The sequence below is a fragment of the Aridibaculum aurantiacum genome (assembly GCF_017355875.1).
GTDB classification, from domain to species: Bacteria; Bacteroidota; Bacteroidia; order Chitinophagales; family Chitinophagaceae; genus Segetibacter; species Segetibacter aurantiacus.
The window spans coordinates 1,639,915-1,658,050 of the sequence record NZ_JAFEWC010000001.1 but is presented as its reverse complement, the minus strand read 5'-3'; the positions used below and the strand labels follow the sequence as shown (position 1 = coordinate 1,658,050).

The following is an 18,136-nucleotide window of genomic DNA, read 5'->3' as shown; positions in this document are numbered from 1 at the left end:
ATTATAGGTTGTTGAAGAGTGCGGAAATTATTCTTCACAACAAATCAGCCGCATATTTTATAAATCATTGAGAACTAGCCCTTCAGGATAATGGCTTGGATATTGTCTTATACACCATATGGCACGTAGATATTTTTCCGTTTTTAAGACACACATATACCTGTTAATGATATTGGTAGTCCTTGTAGTTGTAAGTTCAATTACACCAGGATATGTATCAACCATTACCAGCGTACTGGCAGGACTAGTAATGATAGTATTGGGATTAGCTGTTACTGTTTGGATAATAAAAACTCCAGCAAAGAGTAAGGAAGAGGGCGTTAGTAATTAATGGGATGTGATACTGAAACGTGGCTGTTGCTAACCAGGAAGAAAAGGAGCACGTAATAAAAAATCCCGGCTAAAACCGGGATTTTTTTGTTGATATGTTTCAGTAATTACTTCTTTACGTACATCACCTCTTTTACCACCTTTACTGTTTGAGGTATAGTAGGAAGATAAGCTTCTACCAGGTTTGGTGCGTAGTGCATAGGAGCATCAGCACTGGTGATACGACGGATAGGCGCATCCAGGTAATCAAAAGCTTCTTTTTGTATTCTATAGGCAATCTCAGAACTTACAGAAGCAAACGGCCACTGCTCTTCTACTATTACAAGACGGTTGGTCTTCTTCACACTTTCTACTATAGTATGCCAATCAAGCGGGCGAATGGTTCTCAAGTCAATAACTTCTGCGCTGATACCTTCTTTTTCTAATTCAGCTGCGGCACCAAGTGCTACTTTCATCATTTTGTTGAAAGAAACAATGGTTACATCTGTTCCTTTACGCTTGATGTCAGCTTTACCTATTTCAATTATATATTCTTCTTCAGGCACTTCACCTTTATCACCATACATCACCTCGCTTTCCATAAAGCATACAGGGTCGTTATCGCGAATGGCTGCTTTCAACAATCCTTTTGCATCATAAGGTGTGGATGGAGAAATCACCTTTAAACCAGGTATGTTAGCTAAGGTGCTTTCGAAAGCAGTTGAGTGCTGAGCACCCAATTGTCCGGCGCTTCCGTTTGGTCCGCGAAAAACGATAGGACATCCTACCTGGCCGCCACTCATAGCAAGCATTTTACTGGCAGTATTCAAAATTTGATCTAATGCCAGTACAGCAAAGTTCCATGTCATGAATTCAACAATAGGACGCAAGCCATTTTGTGCTGCACCTACTGCAATAGCAGTAAAACCAAGTTCAGCAATCGGTGTATCAATTACACGCTTAGCACCAAATTCTGCCAACATACCCTGGCTAACCTTGTAGGCGCCATTATATTCCGCCACTTCTTCTCCCATAAGGAATATTCTGTCGTCTTTGCGCATTTCTTCACTCATAGCTTCGCGAAGGGCTTCTCTAAAGGCAATTTGTCGCATATGTAATGTAGGTATTAGTCTAAAAGATTAAGCTTATTAAAAAGATGGGCAAAAATATACGTTTATGGTATACAATCCCAATATTGGTTTCGAATACGTTTGCATAAAAAAACCCCTTGCAGTTGCAAGAGGTTCTTTATTTAAAAAACAGTTGAATTAAAAGATGTTATAACCAAAACTGATGTAGTACAATCCACCGATCTGCGGGTTACCAAATGCAGACCTATAGTACTTATTGAACAAGTTCGTAGCACCAATTTTACCAATGCTCCTAATGTTTGTGAACTTGTAACTGATCATTGCATCAACAGTTTTGTAAGCAGGCACTTCTCCTGAGCCGAAAGTTCCTTCCCAGTTTATCTTATCCTGCCACCTGTATATCACGTTGAAGCCCCATCCCTTGTAAACATCGCTGTTAGAAACACCAAGGTTAGCACGATACTTAGGTGTATTGAAGAAAGTAACAAGACCAGCAGGTACATCCTGCAACTGGTCGCTGTAGAAGTTTCCAGATGCAAGGAAGTTCTTATAGAAGCTGTATTCCACACCAATACCATAACCAATTGCTTTAATTGGCGTGGATGAATTGGTAACAAAAGAATAGTTAGTAGTAGTTAAAGGATTAACAACTGAACCAACAGCACCCAGTAAAGGATTTTCTCCCCTACCCACTGCTACACGGGCAATGAAATCTTCATAACGACTATGGTAACCGTATACATCAACAAAAAGTTTTTTAGCTATCAATGATTTGTAGCCTACTTCAATTGACTGTACTCTTTCTGGTTTTACACCTGTAAAAGTAGCTGCCTTTAAATCATTAGGATTTCCGGAATTCCTGAAGTTCACGATACTTTCTGCAGTGTATGCAGGTCTTCCTTCAAAGTTGAAGTAAGTGTTGAACTGGGGCAATCCACCAATCAATCTTGCCGCAGGAGTTTGCAGGTTAATATATTGATCTTGTGTAGAAGGGAAACGATATGCTGTCTGGTACGAAACACGGATGTTGTTATTCTGTGCTACTTTGAAGAGAGCAGTTAATCTTGGTGTAAAGCGACCTTCAAAATTCTGATTTTTATCGTAGCGGATAGAACCAGTTAGCCTTACCCTGTCTTTCAACAAGTTCTTCTGTGCCTGGATGTAACCACCATATTCGTTGATACCTATTTTGCCGGTAGTGTCGGCAAAAATGGTTCCGTTAGAATTAAGTTCGTAGCGACGTACATTGGCACCAACCAATACCTCTACAAACTGTACATATTGAGAAAGGTTTACCTGGCCTTCAGCATGGTAAAGATTTGTCCTGTCATCAAACTGCGCACCGCCTTTGCTTATTGGCGTATTCACTGCATTATTAAAAGCATTTTGAAATGCCTCTGTTCCCGGAGCCAGCCTGCCAGTTTCAGCTCTTGCACGTGCTACAGAGTGTGCATTAGCATTTGGCAACATGGTTGGAACGCCAGGAAGCAATCCTAATCTTGCAGCACTATATGTACCTGCATACTCCTGGAACCATTGCTGGTTTCCTTTCCATGAATTGTTGATAGCAACAGCAGCAGTGGTAGCTGTATAAGAATCTCCTGAATTTTCCTGGGTAGTATAACCACGCACAAACCAGTTAGAACCTTTTACTTCCAGTTTGTATTGTCCCATTTTTAAATTGCGTAAAGAATACCTGTCTGCACCTGTATAAACTGTAGTACCTGTACCAAAGTGTGCTAACAACGAAGCTTCTACAGAAGGTGTGATCTTGTAGTACAAGCCACCGCTCAGGCGAACATTATAACTATTATAATCTACCAGGTGACGCTCCTCGTAACCAGTCCGGCTCACCAGTTGATTACCAAAAGTTGTCCTGTAAGGGTTGTTAGCTACACTACTTGTAGGAATAAGAAAAGGTAAAGCACTAGCTAAAGGAGCTAATCCAGGATTTGCCATCCATGCACCAGCTATTTGTTGTGGTGTCATACCAGCTGCTATCTGAGCATCCAAGGCTGTAAGCGCAGGAGTTCCACCTTGTGCCTGTACAGTAAGACGAGCGAGTTGAGCAAATGCCTGCATGCTGGCACTTGCTTCATCACCAAATACATTCACACCATCGTAGTTAGGATCGCTCATTCGATCGCCTTCTTTTATGGAGCTGAACACGTTATTCCTGTTCAGGTTCCTCATATCACGTGCCTGCCAGTCTTGTGCTTGTATAAATTGACCACCTATTTTAAATGCAAATTTTTCAGACACTTTTTTACCCCAACGTAGTGACCAATCGAAGAATGGAGCTGCGCCACGTTGTGCATTATCTATATGGTTCACACCTTGCTTTACTTGCCAGCTAAGTCCCTGGTAACGGAATGGGTTCTTACTATTAATAAGTAAAGTACCGTTCATTCCACCCGGACCATATAGTGCAGATGATGCACCTGGCAGTAGTTCCATGCTTTCTACATCAAGCTCAGTTAACCCGATGATACTTCCCACAGAGAAGTTCAATCCAGGCGCCTGGTTATCCATACCATCTACCAATTGGTTGAAGCGAAGATTACCACTACCGTTGAAACCGCGGGTACTGATGGTTTTAAAGTTGAAACTAGAAGTGGTTACGTCTACTCCTTTAAGGTTGGTAAGGATGTCGTAGTAGTTAGGAGCAGCAGCATTACGAATGGTGGCTGTACTTACTCTTTCTACAGTCACCGGGGCTTCCAACACTCTTTCGGGTGTACGTGTAGCCGCTACTACTACACCTTCTGCTTGCATAACCGAAGGCTCCAGGCTTACAGCAACATCTCCGGTAGAAGAGGTCACCGTTACATCTTTAGTAGAGAAACCTACAGAAGAGAAAACAAGCGTAAGGGGTGGACGTTGAGAAGTAGTAATGCGGAATTGGCCTCTTTCGTTGGTGTATGTTCCTACGCCAGTGCCCTTTATCAGGACAGACACAGCCGAAACATTTTCATTATTAGTACCGGATGTTACCGTACCTGTGATGGTGATGTTTTGGGCCAGGGCAGCAATCGAAAACATACCGGCCATTAGCAACATTGCTAAGTAGCGATAGTTAACTCTCATATGTAGCAGTTTTTAGTTAATGAGGCAAAATAGGAATTGTTATTTTCCTTTGAAAATTTAATTTGTCCACACCGGTTGATTTATATTGTATAGCCACTGTACCGTGATACCTATTTTTGCGGGCATGAACAATTTGCAGTTTCCAAAGCAGGTAAATTATTATAAAGGAAAAGTACGGGATGTATATTCCATTGGTGAAGAATGGCTGGTAATGATAGCCAGTGATCGCATTTCTGCTTTCGATGTTATTCTACCAAAACCCATTCCTTACAAGGGACAAGTATTGAACCAGGTAGCGGCTTATATGCTACATCAAACATCTGATATATGTCCAAACTGGCTTTACGACACCCCTGCCCCTAACACCGCTATTGGTAAACGCTGTACACCATATAAAGTAGAAATGGTGGTAAGAGGAAACCTTACAGGCCATGCATGGCGCACCTACAAAGGTGGTGGGCGCATGTTGTGCGGTGTTCCATTACCTGAAGGTTTGAAAGAAAACCAGCACTTCCCCTCTCCTATCATAACTCCCACAACCAAAGCCGAAATAGGACACGACGAAGACATTTCTAGAGAAGAAATTATTTCAAGAGGAATTGTACCTGCCGACGAATATGAGCAATTGGAAAATTACGCGCTGGCTTTATTTGAAAGAGGCAAGGAATTAGCTGCCAGGCGGGGACTTATATTAGTGGATACCAAATATGAGTTCGGCAAAATAGGCGATATCATTTATTTAATGGATGAGATTCATACACCCGATTCATCCAGGTATTTCTATGCTGATGGTTTTGAAGAGAAACTTGAAAAAGGAGAACCTCAAAAACAACTAAGTAAAGAATTTGTAAGGGAATGGCTAATTGCAAATGATTTTATGGGTAAAGAAGGGCAGACAGTTCCAGAAATGGATGAAGAATGGATAGCAACAATCAGCAAAAGATATATAGAACTATATGAGCAACTGATTGGAGAAACATTCCAACCACAACAACTAACACAGGAGGAGACATTCAATAAAATTGTCACCTCTTTACAGGCAGCTGGAGCTATTTAATTTCATATATGATGTTGTAAAATCAAGTCGACTTCTATTAGTATTGATGGGTAGAAGTTGGCTTTTGTCTGTTAATTGAATAGAAAATTATTCACCTTGTAAGGCAATAGGTGAAATCATTACTGGCCATTTCCCGTGAACATTTCCATCATTTCCATTACTGCCACACCCTCGCTTGCAGAGCAAGGATTACCAGCATTGCCTAAAAAGTACTGAACTACTTTTTCTATTATGGGTTGCTGAACATGTGGAAGATTTTCAAAATGGTATTCTTTTACGTCGGAGACTATAGTTACATACAGCTTTTCATGGTTGAAAATGCTGAAGCTTAACTTGCCTTTACTGCCAATTATTTCGCAATGATCTTTTGTTTCGGCTGGGGGCACAGTAAAACACCAGGTTCCCTGGAACAATATATTCTTTGGGAATAATAAGTGCCCATGTACCATATCAGCTGCATTGTAAAAACCTCCTTGATTTAAAGAAACACCACTTCCGTTTATTGCATTTCCAAAGAAATACAACATAAGATCAAGTTGGTGTGGAGCAAGATCATGAAATAAACCACCACCGGAAATGGTTGGATCAACACGCCAGTTATCATGTGTTTGAGTGATTAATGGTGCATTGTGAGGTTGCAGCATCATTAAGTTCACCATCTTTATCTCACCAATAACTTGCTCTTGTAGTAGTTCTTTTATTTTTAGGAATAATGGCAATTGCCTGCGATAATGTGCAACAGACAGTTTAATTCCACTTTTTTCTGCGGCATGCTTCATTCTTATAGCAGCAAGTTTAGAAATGGCCATTGGTTTTTCTACATAAACAGGTTTTCCTGCCTGTAATGCGGCCAGGCAATATTCTTCATGATAAAGAGGAGGCGTAGCCACATATATTGCATTTATGTCCGGGTCATTTATCAGCTTTTCAGCATCAGTATACCAAACAGGAACATTATGCCGCTTTGCATAATCTTCAGCTTTTATAGCATCTCTTCGCATTACCCCATGCAATGAAGAATTAGGCACTTTATTGAATGCAGGACCACTCTTTACTTCAGTAACATCTCCACAACCTATAATACCCCATTTTATCTCGTTCATGAAACCTATATTATTAGCAACAAATCTAATTACGAATTGTTATGAACTCAACTGGGCCTTTTGTATATTGATGAGAGCATTAGTTATACCTGCCCAAGACCAAGAGTAAATTATTGACGTAGGATTATATAGACGATCGTTTGTAAGGATTTTTGTCGCACATATAAATGAAATAAACGAATTAAAAAAGAAATAAATGACATTAATTTAAATTAATCCCATAGCTTCGAATATTATTTTTAATCCCCAAATCAAAATTTAATGGAAACAAATCTTGTTTTAAAAGTTGAAGATTTAACACCTGATTTTGCCGATGGTATGCGCAAATTATTTGCTAATGCTACATTGTACATACGAGTAGAAAGTGGTGCAAGCAGCTCGCAAACTACAAGTGGCGGCGAAACGCCATCTCGTAGGGGACGTCCTGCTAAATCATCTTCTGATGCTGAAACATCCAATAATGCTGCTCCAAAAAAACGTGGCCGCAAACCTGGATCAAAAGCATCAAAGCCTGCTTCAACAGAAGGTCCTAAGAAAAGAGGTCGTAAGCCTAAGAATTCTTCACCTGCAGAATAGTGTTAAGTAACTATATTAATAAAGCCAGCTCATGAGCTGGCTTTATTGATTCAAGAAAAAGAACCTTTCTTCTTTTTCCTACAAAACTAAACGTTCACTGCACGGCTCTTAGCCTTTGAAAATGCATTTGTGATATGATGAGATTTAGAAGCAGGTGAATTGCCGGCTTCAGGCATAGAATTAGATGACCTGTTTTTCCTTATAAAATAAGTAGCAACCCCAGCTCCGGCTACAGCCAATGCTGCAGCGATTATTGTATTTCTTTTCATAAATAGATTTTTGTACATAAAGGCAATTGCCATGCCACCACAACTAGCTACCATCCAACAGTTCTTCCAGCTAAACACATAAACAACATGAAGCACCTATACATAAAATGAAATAAACATATAAATATTCACCTCGCAGTATTGTAGAAAATACACCTGTATCTGTGCATGTTTAACACTCGCCTCCATTCTACTTTTGCTTTGCATTATTTCTATCTCCCTTGTCATTAGAGATGCAAATCACATTGAACATATACATTTGCCCCATGAAAAATTGGCTATTCCTGGTACTAATTGGGTTAATCTTCTTTAGCTGTAAAGAAAGCACCAGCGAAGAAAATTCAAAATCACAGGCAGTACACCTTCAACTAGTAGAGTCACTTAACAAGCAAGTGCAGTTACACCCTGATAGTGCTCCTATTCGCATGCAACTTGTAAATGCCTTGGACAGCCTGGGCAGGTATGGTGATGCACTTGCTCAGGTAGACAGCATGATAATACGAGACAGCCTGAATAATGGGTTGTGGTTCGCCAAAGGCCAACTGCAGGAAAGCATGAAGGATACTTCAGCCGCCATCCGCAGTTATGAAAAAGCCATCAATATTTATCCTTCGCTGGAGTCGCAGTTGCACCTGGCTAATCTATATGCCGAAATGAAAGACAGCCGTAGCCTGCAGATTTGCCAGGCAGTAAGCCGGGTGGCAATGGATAGAGAAAATATTGCTCATTGCGACTTTATTGCAGGTATTTATTATGCACGTACAGGGCAGGCTTCACAAGCCATTGCAGCTTTCGACAGGTGCATCAATAATAACTACACCTACATGGAAGCTTACCTTGAGAAAGGATTTGTTTATTATGAACAAAAGAAATACAACGAAGCACAGCAGGTATTTGATCGTGCTATAACCGTAAATAACTTGTATGCTGATGCATATTACTGGAAAGCAAAAACATTGGAAGCAATGGGTAATAAACAAGAAGCAATCACCAATTATCAACGTTCTTTGGGATTGGATAAAACATTAACCGAAGCACGCGAAGCCCTTAACCGGTTGAATAGTTAAGGCTCAATATTCTAACTAATCATTGCACAGGAAGAATTAATAAATCATCTTATCATGCCAATCATAGCCCCCTCTTTACTTGCCGCTAATTTTTTACATTTAGGAGAAGAATGTAAAATGCTGAACGAAAGTGAGGCTGACTATTTTCACCTGGATGTGATGGATGGACGATTTGTACCAAACATAAGCTTTGGTCTTCCTGTTATAGAACAAATAAGAAAGGCAACAAACAAGGTTTGCGATGTGCACCTGATGATACTGGAACCGGAGAAATATGCTGAAGCATTTAAAAATGCCGGTGCTGATATTCTTACAGTTCATATAGAAGCCTGCATTCACCTGCACAGGAATTTGCAGCAAATTAAATCCTTAGGAATGAAAGCTGGTGTAGCTATCAACCCACACACTCCTATTAATTTCCTTACAGATATCATTCATGACGTGGACCAGGTTTGTATCATGAGTGTGAACCCAGGTTTTGGCGGACAGGCTTTCATTCCGCAAACGATCAACCGCATAAAGCAGTTGCGCCAGTTAACAGATGAGAAAGGGCTTAATGTTGATATAGAAATTGACGGAGGAGTAACAGTAGAGAATGCCGCTTCCATTGTGGCAGCCGGAGCTACAGTTTTAGTGGCCGGTAATACTGTTTTCAAATCGCCTGATCCAATTAAAACTATTTCGCAACTAAAGGCAGTAAGCTAGTAGCTGGTTAACAACTTGGACAAGCATATTCATTCTCCAGGTCGATAACCGTAACTACAGATGTGTGCTTTTGTTTTGGCGCAAAAATGATCCTTACCCGCTGACCATCATCTGTAGTTCCTTCTATGGCATAAGTTGGCCCTTTGGGATCATCGAGCCTACTCTTATTATAGTTCACTTTTCCTTCAGCCTGTATTTGCCGCACCTCCGTTTGTGTGATCTTCCTGCACGCCATCCTGCACTTTGCATGCTTTGTAAAATACAACTCCTGCGTCCGGTCGAAACCGGCAGAATTAGAACTTTCTTTACTTGCCGGTGCTTGTGACGATGCTTTTATGTTAGAATATGTTTCACTTGCTACTGGTGGCGCTTCTTTATATTGTTTAATTATAAGAGTGATAACAGCCAGCATCACAAAAAACAGGATCGGGAGTAGTTTCTTCATCTTCATAACTGAAAGTTAAAGTGGATGAACTACATGCGGAAAAATGGTGGACGCAGGTAAGTACATGCTGCTTCAAAAAGAGCAAGTGAAGCAAGTCAGCTATCTTTGCGCCTCTTATGGAACAGACAAAATCAGTAGCATTTCATACACTCGGATGTAAACTAAATTTTTCCGAAACCTCTACCCTATCCCGCTTATTGGAGAAAGAAGGCTTTGAGAAACGGGAGTTTAATGATAAAGCCGATGTATATGTTATTAATACGTGTTCTGTTACAGATAATGCTGACAAAGAATGCCGCATGCTGGTTCGCAGAATTCAGCGTCGTGCACCGGAAAGCATGGTTGTGATAACCGGTTGCTATGCACAGCTAAAGCCACAAGAGATTGCCAGCATCCAGGGAGTTGACCTTGTACTGGGTGCGGCTGAAAAATTCAATATTGCGCAGCACCTGAAAGAACTAACGAAAGGCGACAGCACAAAGATCTGCAGCTGCGATGTGGCGGATGTTTCTGGTTTTATTTCATCCCATTCTATAAATGACAGAACCCGCACTTTTTTAAAAGTACAAGACGGCTGCGACTACAACTGTTCATTTTGTACCATACCTATGGCGCGTGGAAAAAGCCGGAGCGATACGGTAGAAAACGTGGTAAAAAACGTACATCAATTAGCCGCTACAGGAGTAAAAGAAATTGTTTTAACAGGCGTTAACCTGGGCGATTTTGGAAAAGGTCCAGAAGGCAAAAAACATGAAGAAACATTTTACCAGCTAGTACAGGAATTAGATAAAATTGAGGCAATTCAACGGTACCGCATTTCTTCCATAGAACCCAATTTGTTGACAAATGACATCATAGATTTTGTTAGCAAAAGCCGCAGCTTTATGCCCCATTTTCATATTCCGCTACAAAGCGGCAGCAATACCATTCTTGGATTGATGAGAAGGCGCTACAGGAGAGAATTATATGCTGAAAGAGTTGCGCAAATCAAACAGCTTATGCCTCATTGTGCAATTGGTGTTGATGTAATAGTTGGTTTTCCGGGCGAAACAGATGAACACTTTCAGGAGACGTATGATTTCTTGCATGAATTAGATGTAAGTTATTTACACACATTCACTTACAGTGAACGAGAAAATACACTTGCTTCAGGCATGAAAAATGTAATACATATGAATGTGAGGAATGACAGGAACAAAAAGTTGAGAAACTTAAGTTTTATGAAGATGTCCGAACATACCCGCCGCCATATAGGTGATACCCGGAAAGTGTTGTTTGAAGCCAATGATAAGAACGGTATGATGGAGGGCTACACAGATAACTACATAAAGGTGACTACGCCGCACCGGCAGGATTGGGTAAATGAAATAATAGATTGGAAAATTTAAAAATGAAAGGTCATGGAAGACATTTTATCATTAAGAAAGTTCTTGGTCACCATAAATTTTTTCATGGACGATGAGTTCATGACGTATGTTCCGCCGCATCGTACTTACATCAACTTTCTTATCAACAAAGGCGTGATTGACTCTTATGCTGTAAGCATGGAAAGCTACAGGAGCTGGATCTTACTTAGCGCAGAAAGCAAAGAACAAGTAACTGAGTATTTAACCAAGTCTCCACTTTTCAAATACTGGACAATTGAAATAGATGAATTGTTTATGTATGATGGCCAGACTTACAGGCTGCCTGCTCTACAGTTAAACTAGTTCATTTTCAACCCTACACTTTTGCCACATAGGCTTGCTCTCAAGCACCTTTGCATATACCGCACACGATGGTATATTAGCTCCTTCTAAATAGCCCGTGCTCATAAGAAACTCGTTCACGATCTCTCCTCCCGTAAACCTGAAAGTCTTTTTAAAAATCTTTATCCACTCATTCTTACTAAGCGGGTAATGATGATTGAGCCATTGTTCAAACGAACCATACTGCTGCTGTAGTGCAAGTATCTGCTGTGCATTATAAATAGCTGCCTGCACCTTCAACCTGTTGCGGATAATCCCTGCATCAGCCAGCAAACGTTTTACATCTTCTTCACCATATTCTGCAACAGCGGCTATATCAAATTGGCTATACGCCTGGTAAAAGTTTTCTTTCTTTTTTAGAATGGTTGTCCAGCTAAGACCAGCCTGGTTGATCTCTAAAACAAGTCGAGCAAAAAGTTCATTGTCGTCATGTATAGGAAAACCATATTGCTCATTATGGTAATGAATATGAACATTCCCCGGCTCCATACTGGTTACTGCTTCGCAATAAGTCATAGTTTAAAACAGATTATGTCTTAAAGGTAATAGCCAATAATTTGTCCTGATGAAGAAATACACGATTGGAGTTACAGTCAAATATGGGTATGATAAATTGCCTCTTCAGAAAAAGCAACTACAAATAGTGGTTGAAAAAATTAAGCATAAAAAAAGAGTTAGATTTCTCTAACTCTTTCTCTGTGGGAGCACACGGGTTCGAACCGCGGACCCTCTGCTTGTAAGACAGAGTTGCTAACTTTCTCTTGTTTTCCTTTGTCTTCCTTTATTACTTTAACTGCTTAATTATCAATTATTTGTGGAAAAATAGTTTCCTTTTTTGCTACTTTCTTTAGCATTTATTAGTAACTTTATGGTCACATTCGTGGTCACATTCACTTAATTAAACGCTTAGAAATATGGAACAGCCACAAGTTTTCGTTAGCTTTTTTTTAGATGCTTCCCGCCCAAATTCTGATGGCAAATGCCTGATAAAACTCAACATCTACCAGAAGCCCCACAAAAGAAGGTACGCTACAAAATTTCATGTTACCAAAGAAGACTGGGCAAAGCTCAACAGTGCAAAACTTCGTGATGAGGATTTGAAGGAAATCAAGAAAAAGCTGAATGCGCTACAGTCGCAGGCAGAAGATGTAGTTGCAACCATCAAACCTTTTTCCTTTGTAACTTTTGAAGATGCGTTTATAAAAGGCATTGTAACCACTCCCACCGCTACCACCAGCAGAATGTTAACCGACTGGTTCACCACTTCAATAAACCTGTTAAAAGCAAATGACCAGGTAGGTACTGCCGGCACTTATCAAACTACCATCAACTCAATTAACGAGTTTAAGAAAAATCTTCAGATACAGGATATTACTCCGGCGTTCTTGCAGTCTTACGAAAAGCACCTGCGTAGCGAAAACAAGTCTCTAAGTACTATCAGCATTTACATGAGAAACCTTAGGTCCATAATTAATAAGGCAATCAAAGACAAGTTTCTTTCTCGGGATGCTTATCCTTTCAAAAGTTATGAAATACCTACAGGGCAGAATGTAAAGAAGGCTTTGAAAGATTTTGACATTAATCACATACTTACTTACACCCCCGAGAAAGCAGACCAACAGAAAGCAGTTGATTTTTGGATTTTCTCTTATTTATGTAGCGGGATAAATTTCGCTGATATTATTGCTTTAAAGCCAAGCAATATCAGCGGCAACTATCTTACTTTCTACAGGCAAAAAACTATCAGAACCAAAAAGAAAGATTTGCGTCCTATAAAAGTCGGTCTCAATTCCAGAGCTCTTGCCATCATCGAAAAATATAAAAATACAGACCCACAAAACCCTTACTTGTTTTCAATCCTTGAAGCTGGTCTATCTGCCAAAACAATTAAGAACCGTTGCCAGCGCTTTATTAAGTGGGTTAATAAAAGAATGTATGAAATATGCGAAGATTTAGGCATTGAAAACAAAACAGGTACTTATGCAGCCCGTCATACTTTCTCTACAGTTATGAAGCGCAAAGGAGCTCCAACATCATTTATAAAAGATGCTTTAGGTCATAGCAGCGTAGCCACTACAGAAAATTATTTAGATAGCTTTGAAGATGAAGTAATTTTAGAGTATGCAAATGCATTAACTACTTTCAATCAATCAGTCTTAAAGGCAGTATGAGTAATGGCTTAGAGGTATTCAATAAAATATTATTTCTGAACCTTCGCCCCTGGATGCAGGGGCAGGTTTCAGAGCAAAAGTATCTTGAACTATTACAGGAGGTTCAGAAAGAGCACTACCAGTTCCAACCCTTATTTAAAGTAACCTTTCCAAAGCCGGTAAACAACAAAAGAAAGTACTATGCCTTTCTAATGGAAAACGCTGCTATCAGCTATTTTAATTCTATTCATTCTCTTATCTCGAGGGCTAACGATAACGGTAAGAAGTATTGGGTCAATGATACTATAAACAAAAAGCTGAAGCCTAAGCTGAAAGAAGCACAGCAGGTAATAAAAGAAAACGGCTACACACGGGAAGCCATCAACACCACTTCAAACACTACAAACTACGAAGACCTTCGTGATAATTCTTATATTATCCAGCTTCTAAAGTTCCATCTTATTCACATCTACCTTGAATTTCAAAATATATATGCACACCTGCTAAGTGAAGACCAGTTAACCGAAGAGGAAATACGACAGTATTATTTTAGTGAAGCTGTGATTGATAAGCCAGTACTTACTAAAGCTGATGAAGTAAAACTTCCTGCAACGTCTGTTCAAATAAAAGTGGAACCTGAAGAAAAATCTTTACCGGTTTATAAATTAGACTTTCGACCTGAAGAAAAAGGAGTATTGCCTTTTGACGTAATGATTAAGAACCCGGACAGGTTTGCAAGTTTTGAAGAAGAGCTTTACAGTCACGACCTGATTGACAACAACCGAAACTTCAAAAATATTCACGGACAGTTGCAAGAGTTAGCTGCAGTTTATTATGTGTTAATCCGAAAGGGATATTTCAACAAGATGAACTTACAGAAGCGCAAAGAAATTACTCCTTTGGACGTAAGAAAGTTTTTAGACCACCGTTACGCCGCATCAACAATAAAACAATTCAATATCTGGAAAAACGACCCTGACGGCTTAGCCGCATTTATAGAAAAATACTACTGGTTAGCGGCTTTACCCACCTGCTAAATTGCGGTAATTTGCTGCCAAATTACCAAATCAAATTTCCACTCTTTTTCATAACTGCTTCTCTTACAACAGTTACAAGGATTTCCAAATTTCCACTTTCAAACTTCCACCCACCTCTAACTTCCTTTACAAAGTCTTTGAGAAAACAAAGATGACTTTAGCGCTAAAGTCCTTTTGATAACAATTTCAATCGTTTCAAAATGGACGAAATATTAAAACGTCTCGACAAGTTAGAAAGGCTTATCCAAAGCCAGGCACAGTTACAGAAATCAGTGCTCAATTTAAATGAAGCCTGCTCATACCTGGAACTTTCGCCAAGTCATTTGTACAAGTTGACAAGTGATGATACCATACCTCACTACAAGCCCAACGGGAAGAAAATCTATTTCCTACGGCTGGAGCTGGACCAGTGGTTGCTTCGCAACCGCAACACCACCAAAGAGGAGATGCAGAATAATGCAAGTGATTACCTAACCAAAAAAGGAGGAGCATAATCATGAACGAAGTACTAAATATGCTCATACAGCTAAGTCAGGACTTTGCTGTAATTAAAGCCTACATCCTCTCTTTGAAAAAGTCAAAACTTGACAACTTCAACGAAACATGGATAGATGGACAGGTAGTAATGCAAACAATGCATCTAAGCAAACGGACATTACAAACCTTACGGGATAATGGTACGTTACCATACAGCCGCATCAATGGAAAGTTTTACTACAAGGTGGCTGATGTAGAACAACTGCTGGAAGCGAATTATTCAAATTCTAAATCAGCAGGTCATGGAACTAAGTAAAGAAGCCATCCTCAACAAGACACATTACGGGCTTAATATCTATGCCCACGTGTTAAAGCAGTATTATCCAGGCACAGTCCTTTCCCTTTCGGGAAGGGACTGCCAACCTGCTTTGAACCCATTTAACAACGATAAGTCAACGCTGCTTATATCTATTGAAAATAATTTGGCAGTACATAAGGATGCTGAACTATCAGACTTCAATGGAAATGTTTTTGACTTTGCAACACTGCATTACAAGTTGCAAGAGCAGGACCTTATTGCAAAGCTGAATGAAGAATTGCATTTACACTTAGGCGAAGAGTATTCTTTCTACAACAGGGGAAACATCATTGTTCGACCAGAAGTAAAAGAGCCTGCACAACTGCCTTTGCCATGCTTCAGCTATTTTCTTGCTCCGATAAAAAATACCATTCCCGAAAAGGCAGTTACACTTATCGACGTTTACAAAATCATCAGGAGTGACAAGTTTGCAAAGCAAACAATTTCGCTTCGCTCAATAAATGATAAGAAGGCAGCCAAAGACTACAAGGCAGCACACTTTGACTACGTTACCTTTTCAGGCATCTTTTCTAAACGTGCAGACAATGCATTACAAAAGCATTCAGGTTTACTTACTGTCGACCTTGACCACATCAGCAATGCCGGCGAATGGGTTGACAGGCTATTGCAGGATGAATATTTTGAAACAGAACTGTTGTTTGTTTCCCCTTCAGGTGATGGTCTTAAATGGATAATTCCTATAGACACAACGAAGGCAACACACAGTGTTTATTTCAAAAGCATCAGCAATTACTTACAGCTCACCTACAGTTTACAATTAGACACCTCGGGCAGTGATTGTTCAAGAGCCTGCTTCTTACCACATGACCCGAACATTTACATCAATCCTAAATATTTATAGCAATGGAGCGGAAAATATTCAAACCTTCTGAATGGTTGCTTCCAGAAGAACCAAAGGAAGAAATACAGGTACAGGAATTAGCAACGGGTGAAGATGTATCAGAGATAGAACACGTAATAAAACAGATAGAAGAAAACAAACTTGATATTGCATCAGCTTATGGAGATTGGCGTAACATAGGCTTCGCCTTCGCCGATGCCTTCGGAGAACACGGTCGCAATTACTTCCACCGCATCAGTTGCTATTATGCTGACTACAGCAAAAATGAATGTGATACGCAATTTGACAATTGCTTGAAATCAAGAGGTCAGGGAATAACATTGAAAACATTTTTCTATTATGCCAAACAAGCAGGCATCAATATAGCAACCGGTCAACTACAGGACCAGGTTCCAACCCTGCCAAATACCTTGTTTCCTCAATTACCTGAATTTCTGCAAAAGGTTGTTGCTATCGCAACATCAGCAGAAGAAAAAGATATTTTATTATTAGGCTCTATCGTGGCAATGAGTGCCTGCTTTCCAAAACTGTTTAGCATCTACGATGGCAAGAAAGTGTTTGCAAACCTTTACTTATTTATTACAGCACAGGCATCAGCAGGTAAAGGAAGGTTAGTTCATTGCAAGCAAATAGTAGCACCCATACATAAGCACTTTCGTGACCAGGCTAAACTGATGAAGCAACAGCACGAATTAGAGATGATGGATTACAACGAGAAGAAGGGGAAAGATGCAACAGCAGAAAAACCAGCCAAGCCACCAGAGAAGATGTTACTGATACCTGCCAACAATAGCACCACCGGTGTATTTCAATTGTTGTTTGAGAACGATGGTAGAGGGTTACTGTTTGAAACTGAAGGCGATACTTTAGCCCAGGCGTTTAAAAGTGATTATGGCAACTATAGTGACGGCTTTAGAAAAGCCTTTCACCACGAAACAATTTCCTATTACCGCCGCACCGACCGTGAGTATGTAGATATTCCTTTGCCCTGCCTTTCGGCAGTGCTTTCAGGAACGCCAAAACAGGTTTCCAGTCTAATACCAAATGCAGAGAATGGTTTGTTTAGTCGGTTCATATTCTATTTCATGAATGTAAAGCCGGTATGGAAAGATGTCTTCACTTTCTCTACTGATAACGGCTTAGACGATTACTTTAATGCATTAGGTGAGCAGTTCTTTCATTTCTTCCAATCACTACAAGCCAGCCCTGAAATTCATTTTTCACTTACAATTGACCAGCAACAACAATTCAACACATTCTTCCAGCAGGTACAGCAAACCTATATTACCTTAAAAGGCTTAGACTATATGGCAACTGTTCGTCGCCTTGGCTTAATAGCCTTTCGTATTGCAATGATACTTTCAGTATTAAGACTGATGGAAACTGGAGAAATGCCATCAAGATTAGTGTGTGAGGAAAGAGACTTTCAAACAGCGATGGGAATTGTAAAAACACTTGTTATCCATTCTGCAAAAGTATTTTCAGAATTGCCGGCAGAAGCACAATTGCCTAAAAGAAAAAATCAAAAAGAAAAGTTCTTAGATGCATTACCAAAAGAGTTTAACAGGCAAGGATATTTAAAAGTGGCGACCAAAATGAAAATTCCCGAAAAAACTGCTGAAGGATACATTGGTGAGTTTTCAAAAAAAGGTTTGCTGCATCACGAAAAGAAAGACCATTATCTAAACCTGATGTTTAAGGAAACTAAGGAAACGGAGGACACTAAGGAGTAGTTTCCTTGATTTCCTTAATCTCCTGAACTTCCTAAAACCTGCACTTCTATTATTTCTTACCT

Annotated in this window: 19 protein-coding genes; 13 read left to right on the top strand and 6 right to left on the bottom strand. The window is 39.9% G+C overall.

The window, feature by feature from the left end:
- The first annotated feature begins 166 nt into the window (after positions 1 to 166).
- Complete coding sequence (locus tag J4N22_RS06915; RefSeq protein ID WP_207493197.1) at positions 167 to 331, top strand: hypothetical protein; 165 nt, start codon at positions 167 to 169, stop codon at positions 329 to 331.
- 106 nt (positions 332 to 437) lie between these two features.
- Here J4N22_RS06915 and J4N22_RS06910 read toward each other — a convergent pair whose 3' ends face one another.
- The gene (locus tag J4N22_RS06910) at positions 438 to 1,421 is read right to left on the bottom strand and encodes a pyruvate dehydrogenase complex E1 component subunit beta (RefSeq protein ID WP_207493196.1); all 984 of its coding nucleotides are present in this window, start codon (positions 1,419 to 1,421) and stop codon (positions 438 to 440) included.
- Positions 1,422 to 1,577: 156 nt separating this feature from the next.
- Positions 1,578 to 4,487, bottom strand: a complete 2,910-nt coding sequence (locus J4N22_RS06905; RefSeq protein ID WP_207493195.1) for a TonB-dependent receptor — start codon at positions 4,485 to 4,487, stop codon at positions 1,578 to 1,580.
- Positions 4,488 to 4,611: 124 nt separating this feature from the next.
- Between J4N22_RS06905 and J4N22_RS06900 the strand changes: the two genes are divergently transcribed.
- Positions 4,612 to 5,544 (top strand): phosphoribosylaminoimidazolesuccinocarboxamide synthase, encoded by a 933-nt coding sequence (locus J4N22_RS06900; RefSeq protein ID WP_207493194.1) that lies wholly within the window; start codon positions 4,612 to 4,614, stop codon positions 5,542 to 5,544.
- Between the two features lie 119 nt (positions 5,545 to 5,663).
- On the opposite strand, the gene J4N22_RS06895 is transcribed toward J4N22_RS06900, so the two are convergent.
- Positions 5,664 to 6,647: a Gfo/Idh/MocA family protein gene (locus tag J4N22_RS06895; protein WP_207493193.1), complete on the bottom strand. Its 984-nt coding sequence runs from the start codon at positions 6,645 to 6,647 to the stop codon at positions 5,664 to 5,666.
- Positions 6,648 to 6,908: 261 nt separating this feature from the next.
- Here J4N22_RS06895 and J4N22_RS06890 point away from each other — a divergent pair, with 261 nt between their 5' ends.
- A complete protein-coding gene (locus J4N22_RS06890; protein WP_207493192.1) occupies positions 6,909 to 7,223 on the top strand; it encodes a hypothetical protein in 315 nt (104 codons plus the stop codon).
- An 86-nt stretch (positions 7,224 to 7,309) separates the two neighbouring features.
- On the opposite strand, the gene J4N22_RS06885 is transcribed toward J4N22_RS06890, so the two are convergent.
- Entirely contained in the window at positions 7,310 to 7,492 is a 183-nt protein-coding gene (locus tag J4N22_RS06885) for a hypothetical protein (RefSeq protein ID WP_207493191.1), read from the bottom strand.
- Between the two features lie 266 nt (positions 7,493 to 7,758).
- Here J4N22_RS06885 and J4N22_RS06880 point away from each other — a divergent pair, with 266 nt between their 5' ends.
- Both J4N22_RS06880 and rpe read left to right on the top strand, forming a co-directional pair.
- Positions 7,759 to 8,559 carry a tetratricopeptide repeat protein gene (locus tag J4N22_RS06880; RefSeq protein ID WP_207493190.1) on the top strand — a complete coding sequence of 267 codons (801 nt, stop codon included), beginning with the start codon at positions 7,759 to 7,761 and terminating at the stop codon, positions 8,557 to 8,559.
- Positions 8,560 to 8,613: 54 nt separating this feature from the next.
- Entirely contained in the window at positions 8,614 to 9,264 is a 651-nt protein-coding gene (gene rpe, locus J4N22_RS06875) for a ribulose-phosphate 3-epimerase (protein WP_207493189.1), read from the top strand.
- A 7-nt stretch (positions 9,265 to 9,271) separates the two neighbouring features.
- Here rpe and J4N22_RS06870 read toward each other — a convergent pair whose 3' ends face one another.
- Entirely contained in the window at positions 9,272 to 9,715 is a 444-nt protein-coding gene (locus J4N22_RS06870) for a DUF4258 domain-containing protein (protein ID WP_207493188.1), read from the bottom strand.
- Between the two features lie 110 nt (positions 9,716 to 9,825).
- Here J4N22_RS06870 and mtaB point away from each other — a divergent pair, with 110 nt between their 5' ends.
- Both mtaB and J4N22_RS06860 read left to right on the top strand, forming a co-directional pair.
- Positions 9,826 to 11,097 carry a tRNA (N(6)-L-threonylcarbamoyladenosine(37)-C(2))-methylthiotransferase MtaB gene (mtaB, locus tag J4N22_RS06865; protein WP_207493187.1) on the top strand — a complete coding sequence of 424 codons (1,272 nt, stop codon included), beginning with the start codon at positions 9,826 to 9,828 and terminating at the stop codon, positions 11,095 to 11,097.
- A 12-nt stretch (positions 11,098 to 11,109) separates the two neighbouring features.
- Complete coding sequence (locus J4N22_RS06860) at positions 11,110 to 11,418, top strand: hypothetical protein (protein ID WP_207493186.1); 309 nt, start codon at positions 11,110 to 11,112, stop codon at positions 11,416 to 11,418.
- Here J4N22_RS06860 and J4N22_RS06855 read toward each other — a convergent pair.
- The gene (locus tag J4N22_RS06855; RefSeq protein WP_207493185.1) at positions 11,410 to 11,973 is read right to left on the bottom strand and encodes a DNA-3-methyladenine glycosylase I; all 564 of its coding nucleotides are present in this window, start codon (positions 11,971 to 11,973) and stop codon (positions 11,410 to 11,412) included. The genes J4N22_RS06860 and J4N22_RS06855 overlap by 9 nt on opposite strands.
- Positions 11,974 to 12,371: 398 nt before the next feature.
- On the opposite strand from J4N22_RS06855, the gene J4N22_RS06850 reads away from it, so the two are divergent.
- The 6 genes from J4N22_RS06850 to J4N22_RS06825 all read left to right on the top strand — a co-directional run bounded on the left by J4N22_RS06850 (position 12,372) and on the right by J4N22_RS06825 (position 18,074).
- On the top strand, positions 12,372 to 13,628 hold the full coding sequence (locus J4N22_RS06850; RefSeq protein WP_207493184.1) for a site-specific integrase: 1,257 nt from the start codon (positions 12,372 to 12,374) through the stop codon (positions 13,626 to 13,628).
- Complete coding sequence (locus J4N22_RS06845) at positions 13,625 to 14,644, top strand: DUF6617 family protein (protein WP_207493183.1); 1,020 nt, start codon at positions 13,625 to 13,627, stop codon at positions 14,642 to 14,644. Before J4N22_RS06850 ends, J4N22_RS06845 begins: the two co-directional genes overlap by 4 nt.
- Positions 14,645 to 14,844: 200 nt before the next feature.
- Complete coding sequence (locus J4N22_RS06840) at positions 14,845 to 15,138, top strand: helix-turn-helix domain-containing protein (protein ID WP_207493182.1); 294 nt, start codon at positions 14,845 to 14,847, stop codon at positions 15,136 to 15,138.
- Between the two features lie 2 nt (positions 15,139 to 15,140).
- Positions 15,141 to 15,437: a helix-turn-helix domain-containing protein gene (locus J4N22_RS06835; RefSeq protein ID WP_207493181.1), complete on the top strand. Its 297-nt coding sequence runs from the start codon at positions 15,141 to 15,143 to the stop codon at positions 15,435 to 15,437.
- Positions 15,424 to 16,341, top strand: a complete 918-nt coding sequence (locus tag J4N22_RS06830; RefSeq protein WP_207493180.1) for a BT4734/BF3469 family protein — start codon at positions 15,424 to 15,426, stop codon at positions 16,339 to 16,341. The genes J4N22_RS06835 and J4N22_RS06830 overlap by 14 nt, the downstream gene beginning before the upstream one ends.
- Positions 16,342 to 16,343: 2 nt before the next feature.
- Positions 16,344 to 18,074, top strand: coding sequence for a DUF3987 domain-containing protein (locus tag J4N22_RS06825; protein ID WP_207493179.1), 1,731 nt, complete (start codon positions 16,344 to 16,346; stop codon positions 18,072 to 18,074).
- Positions 18,075 to 18,136: the final 62 nt, after the last annotated feature.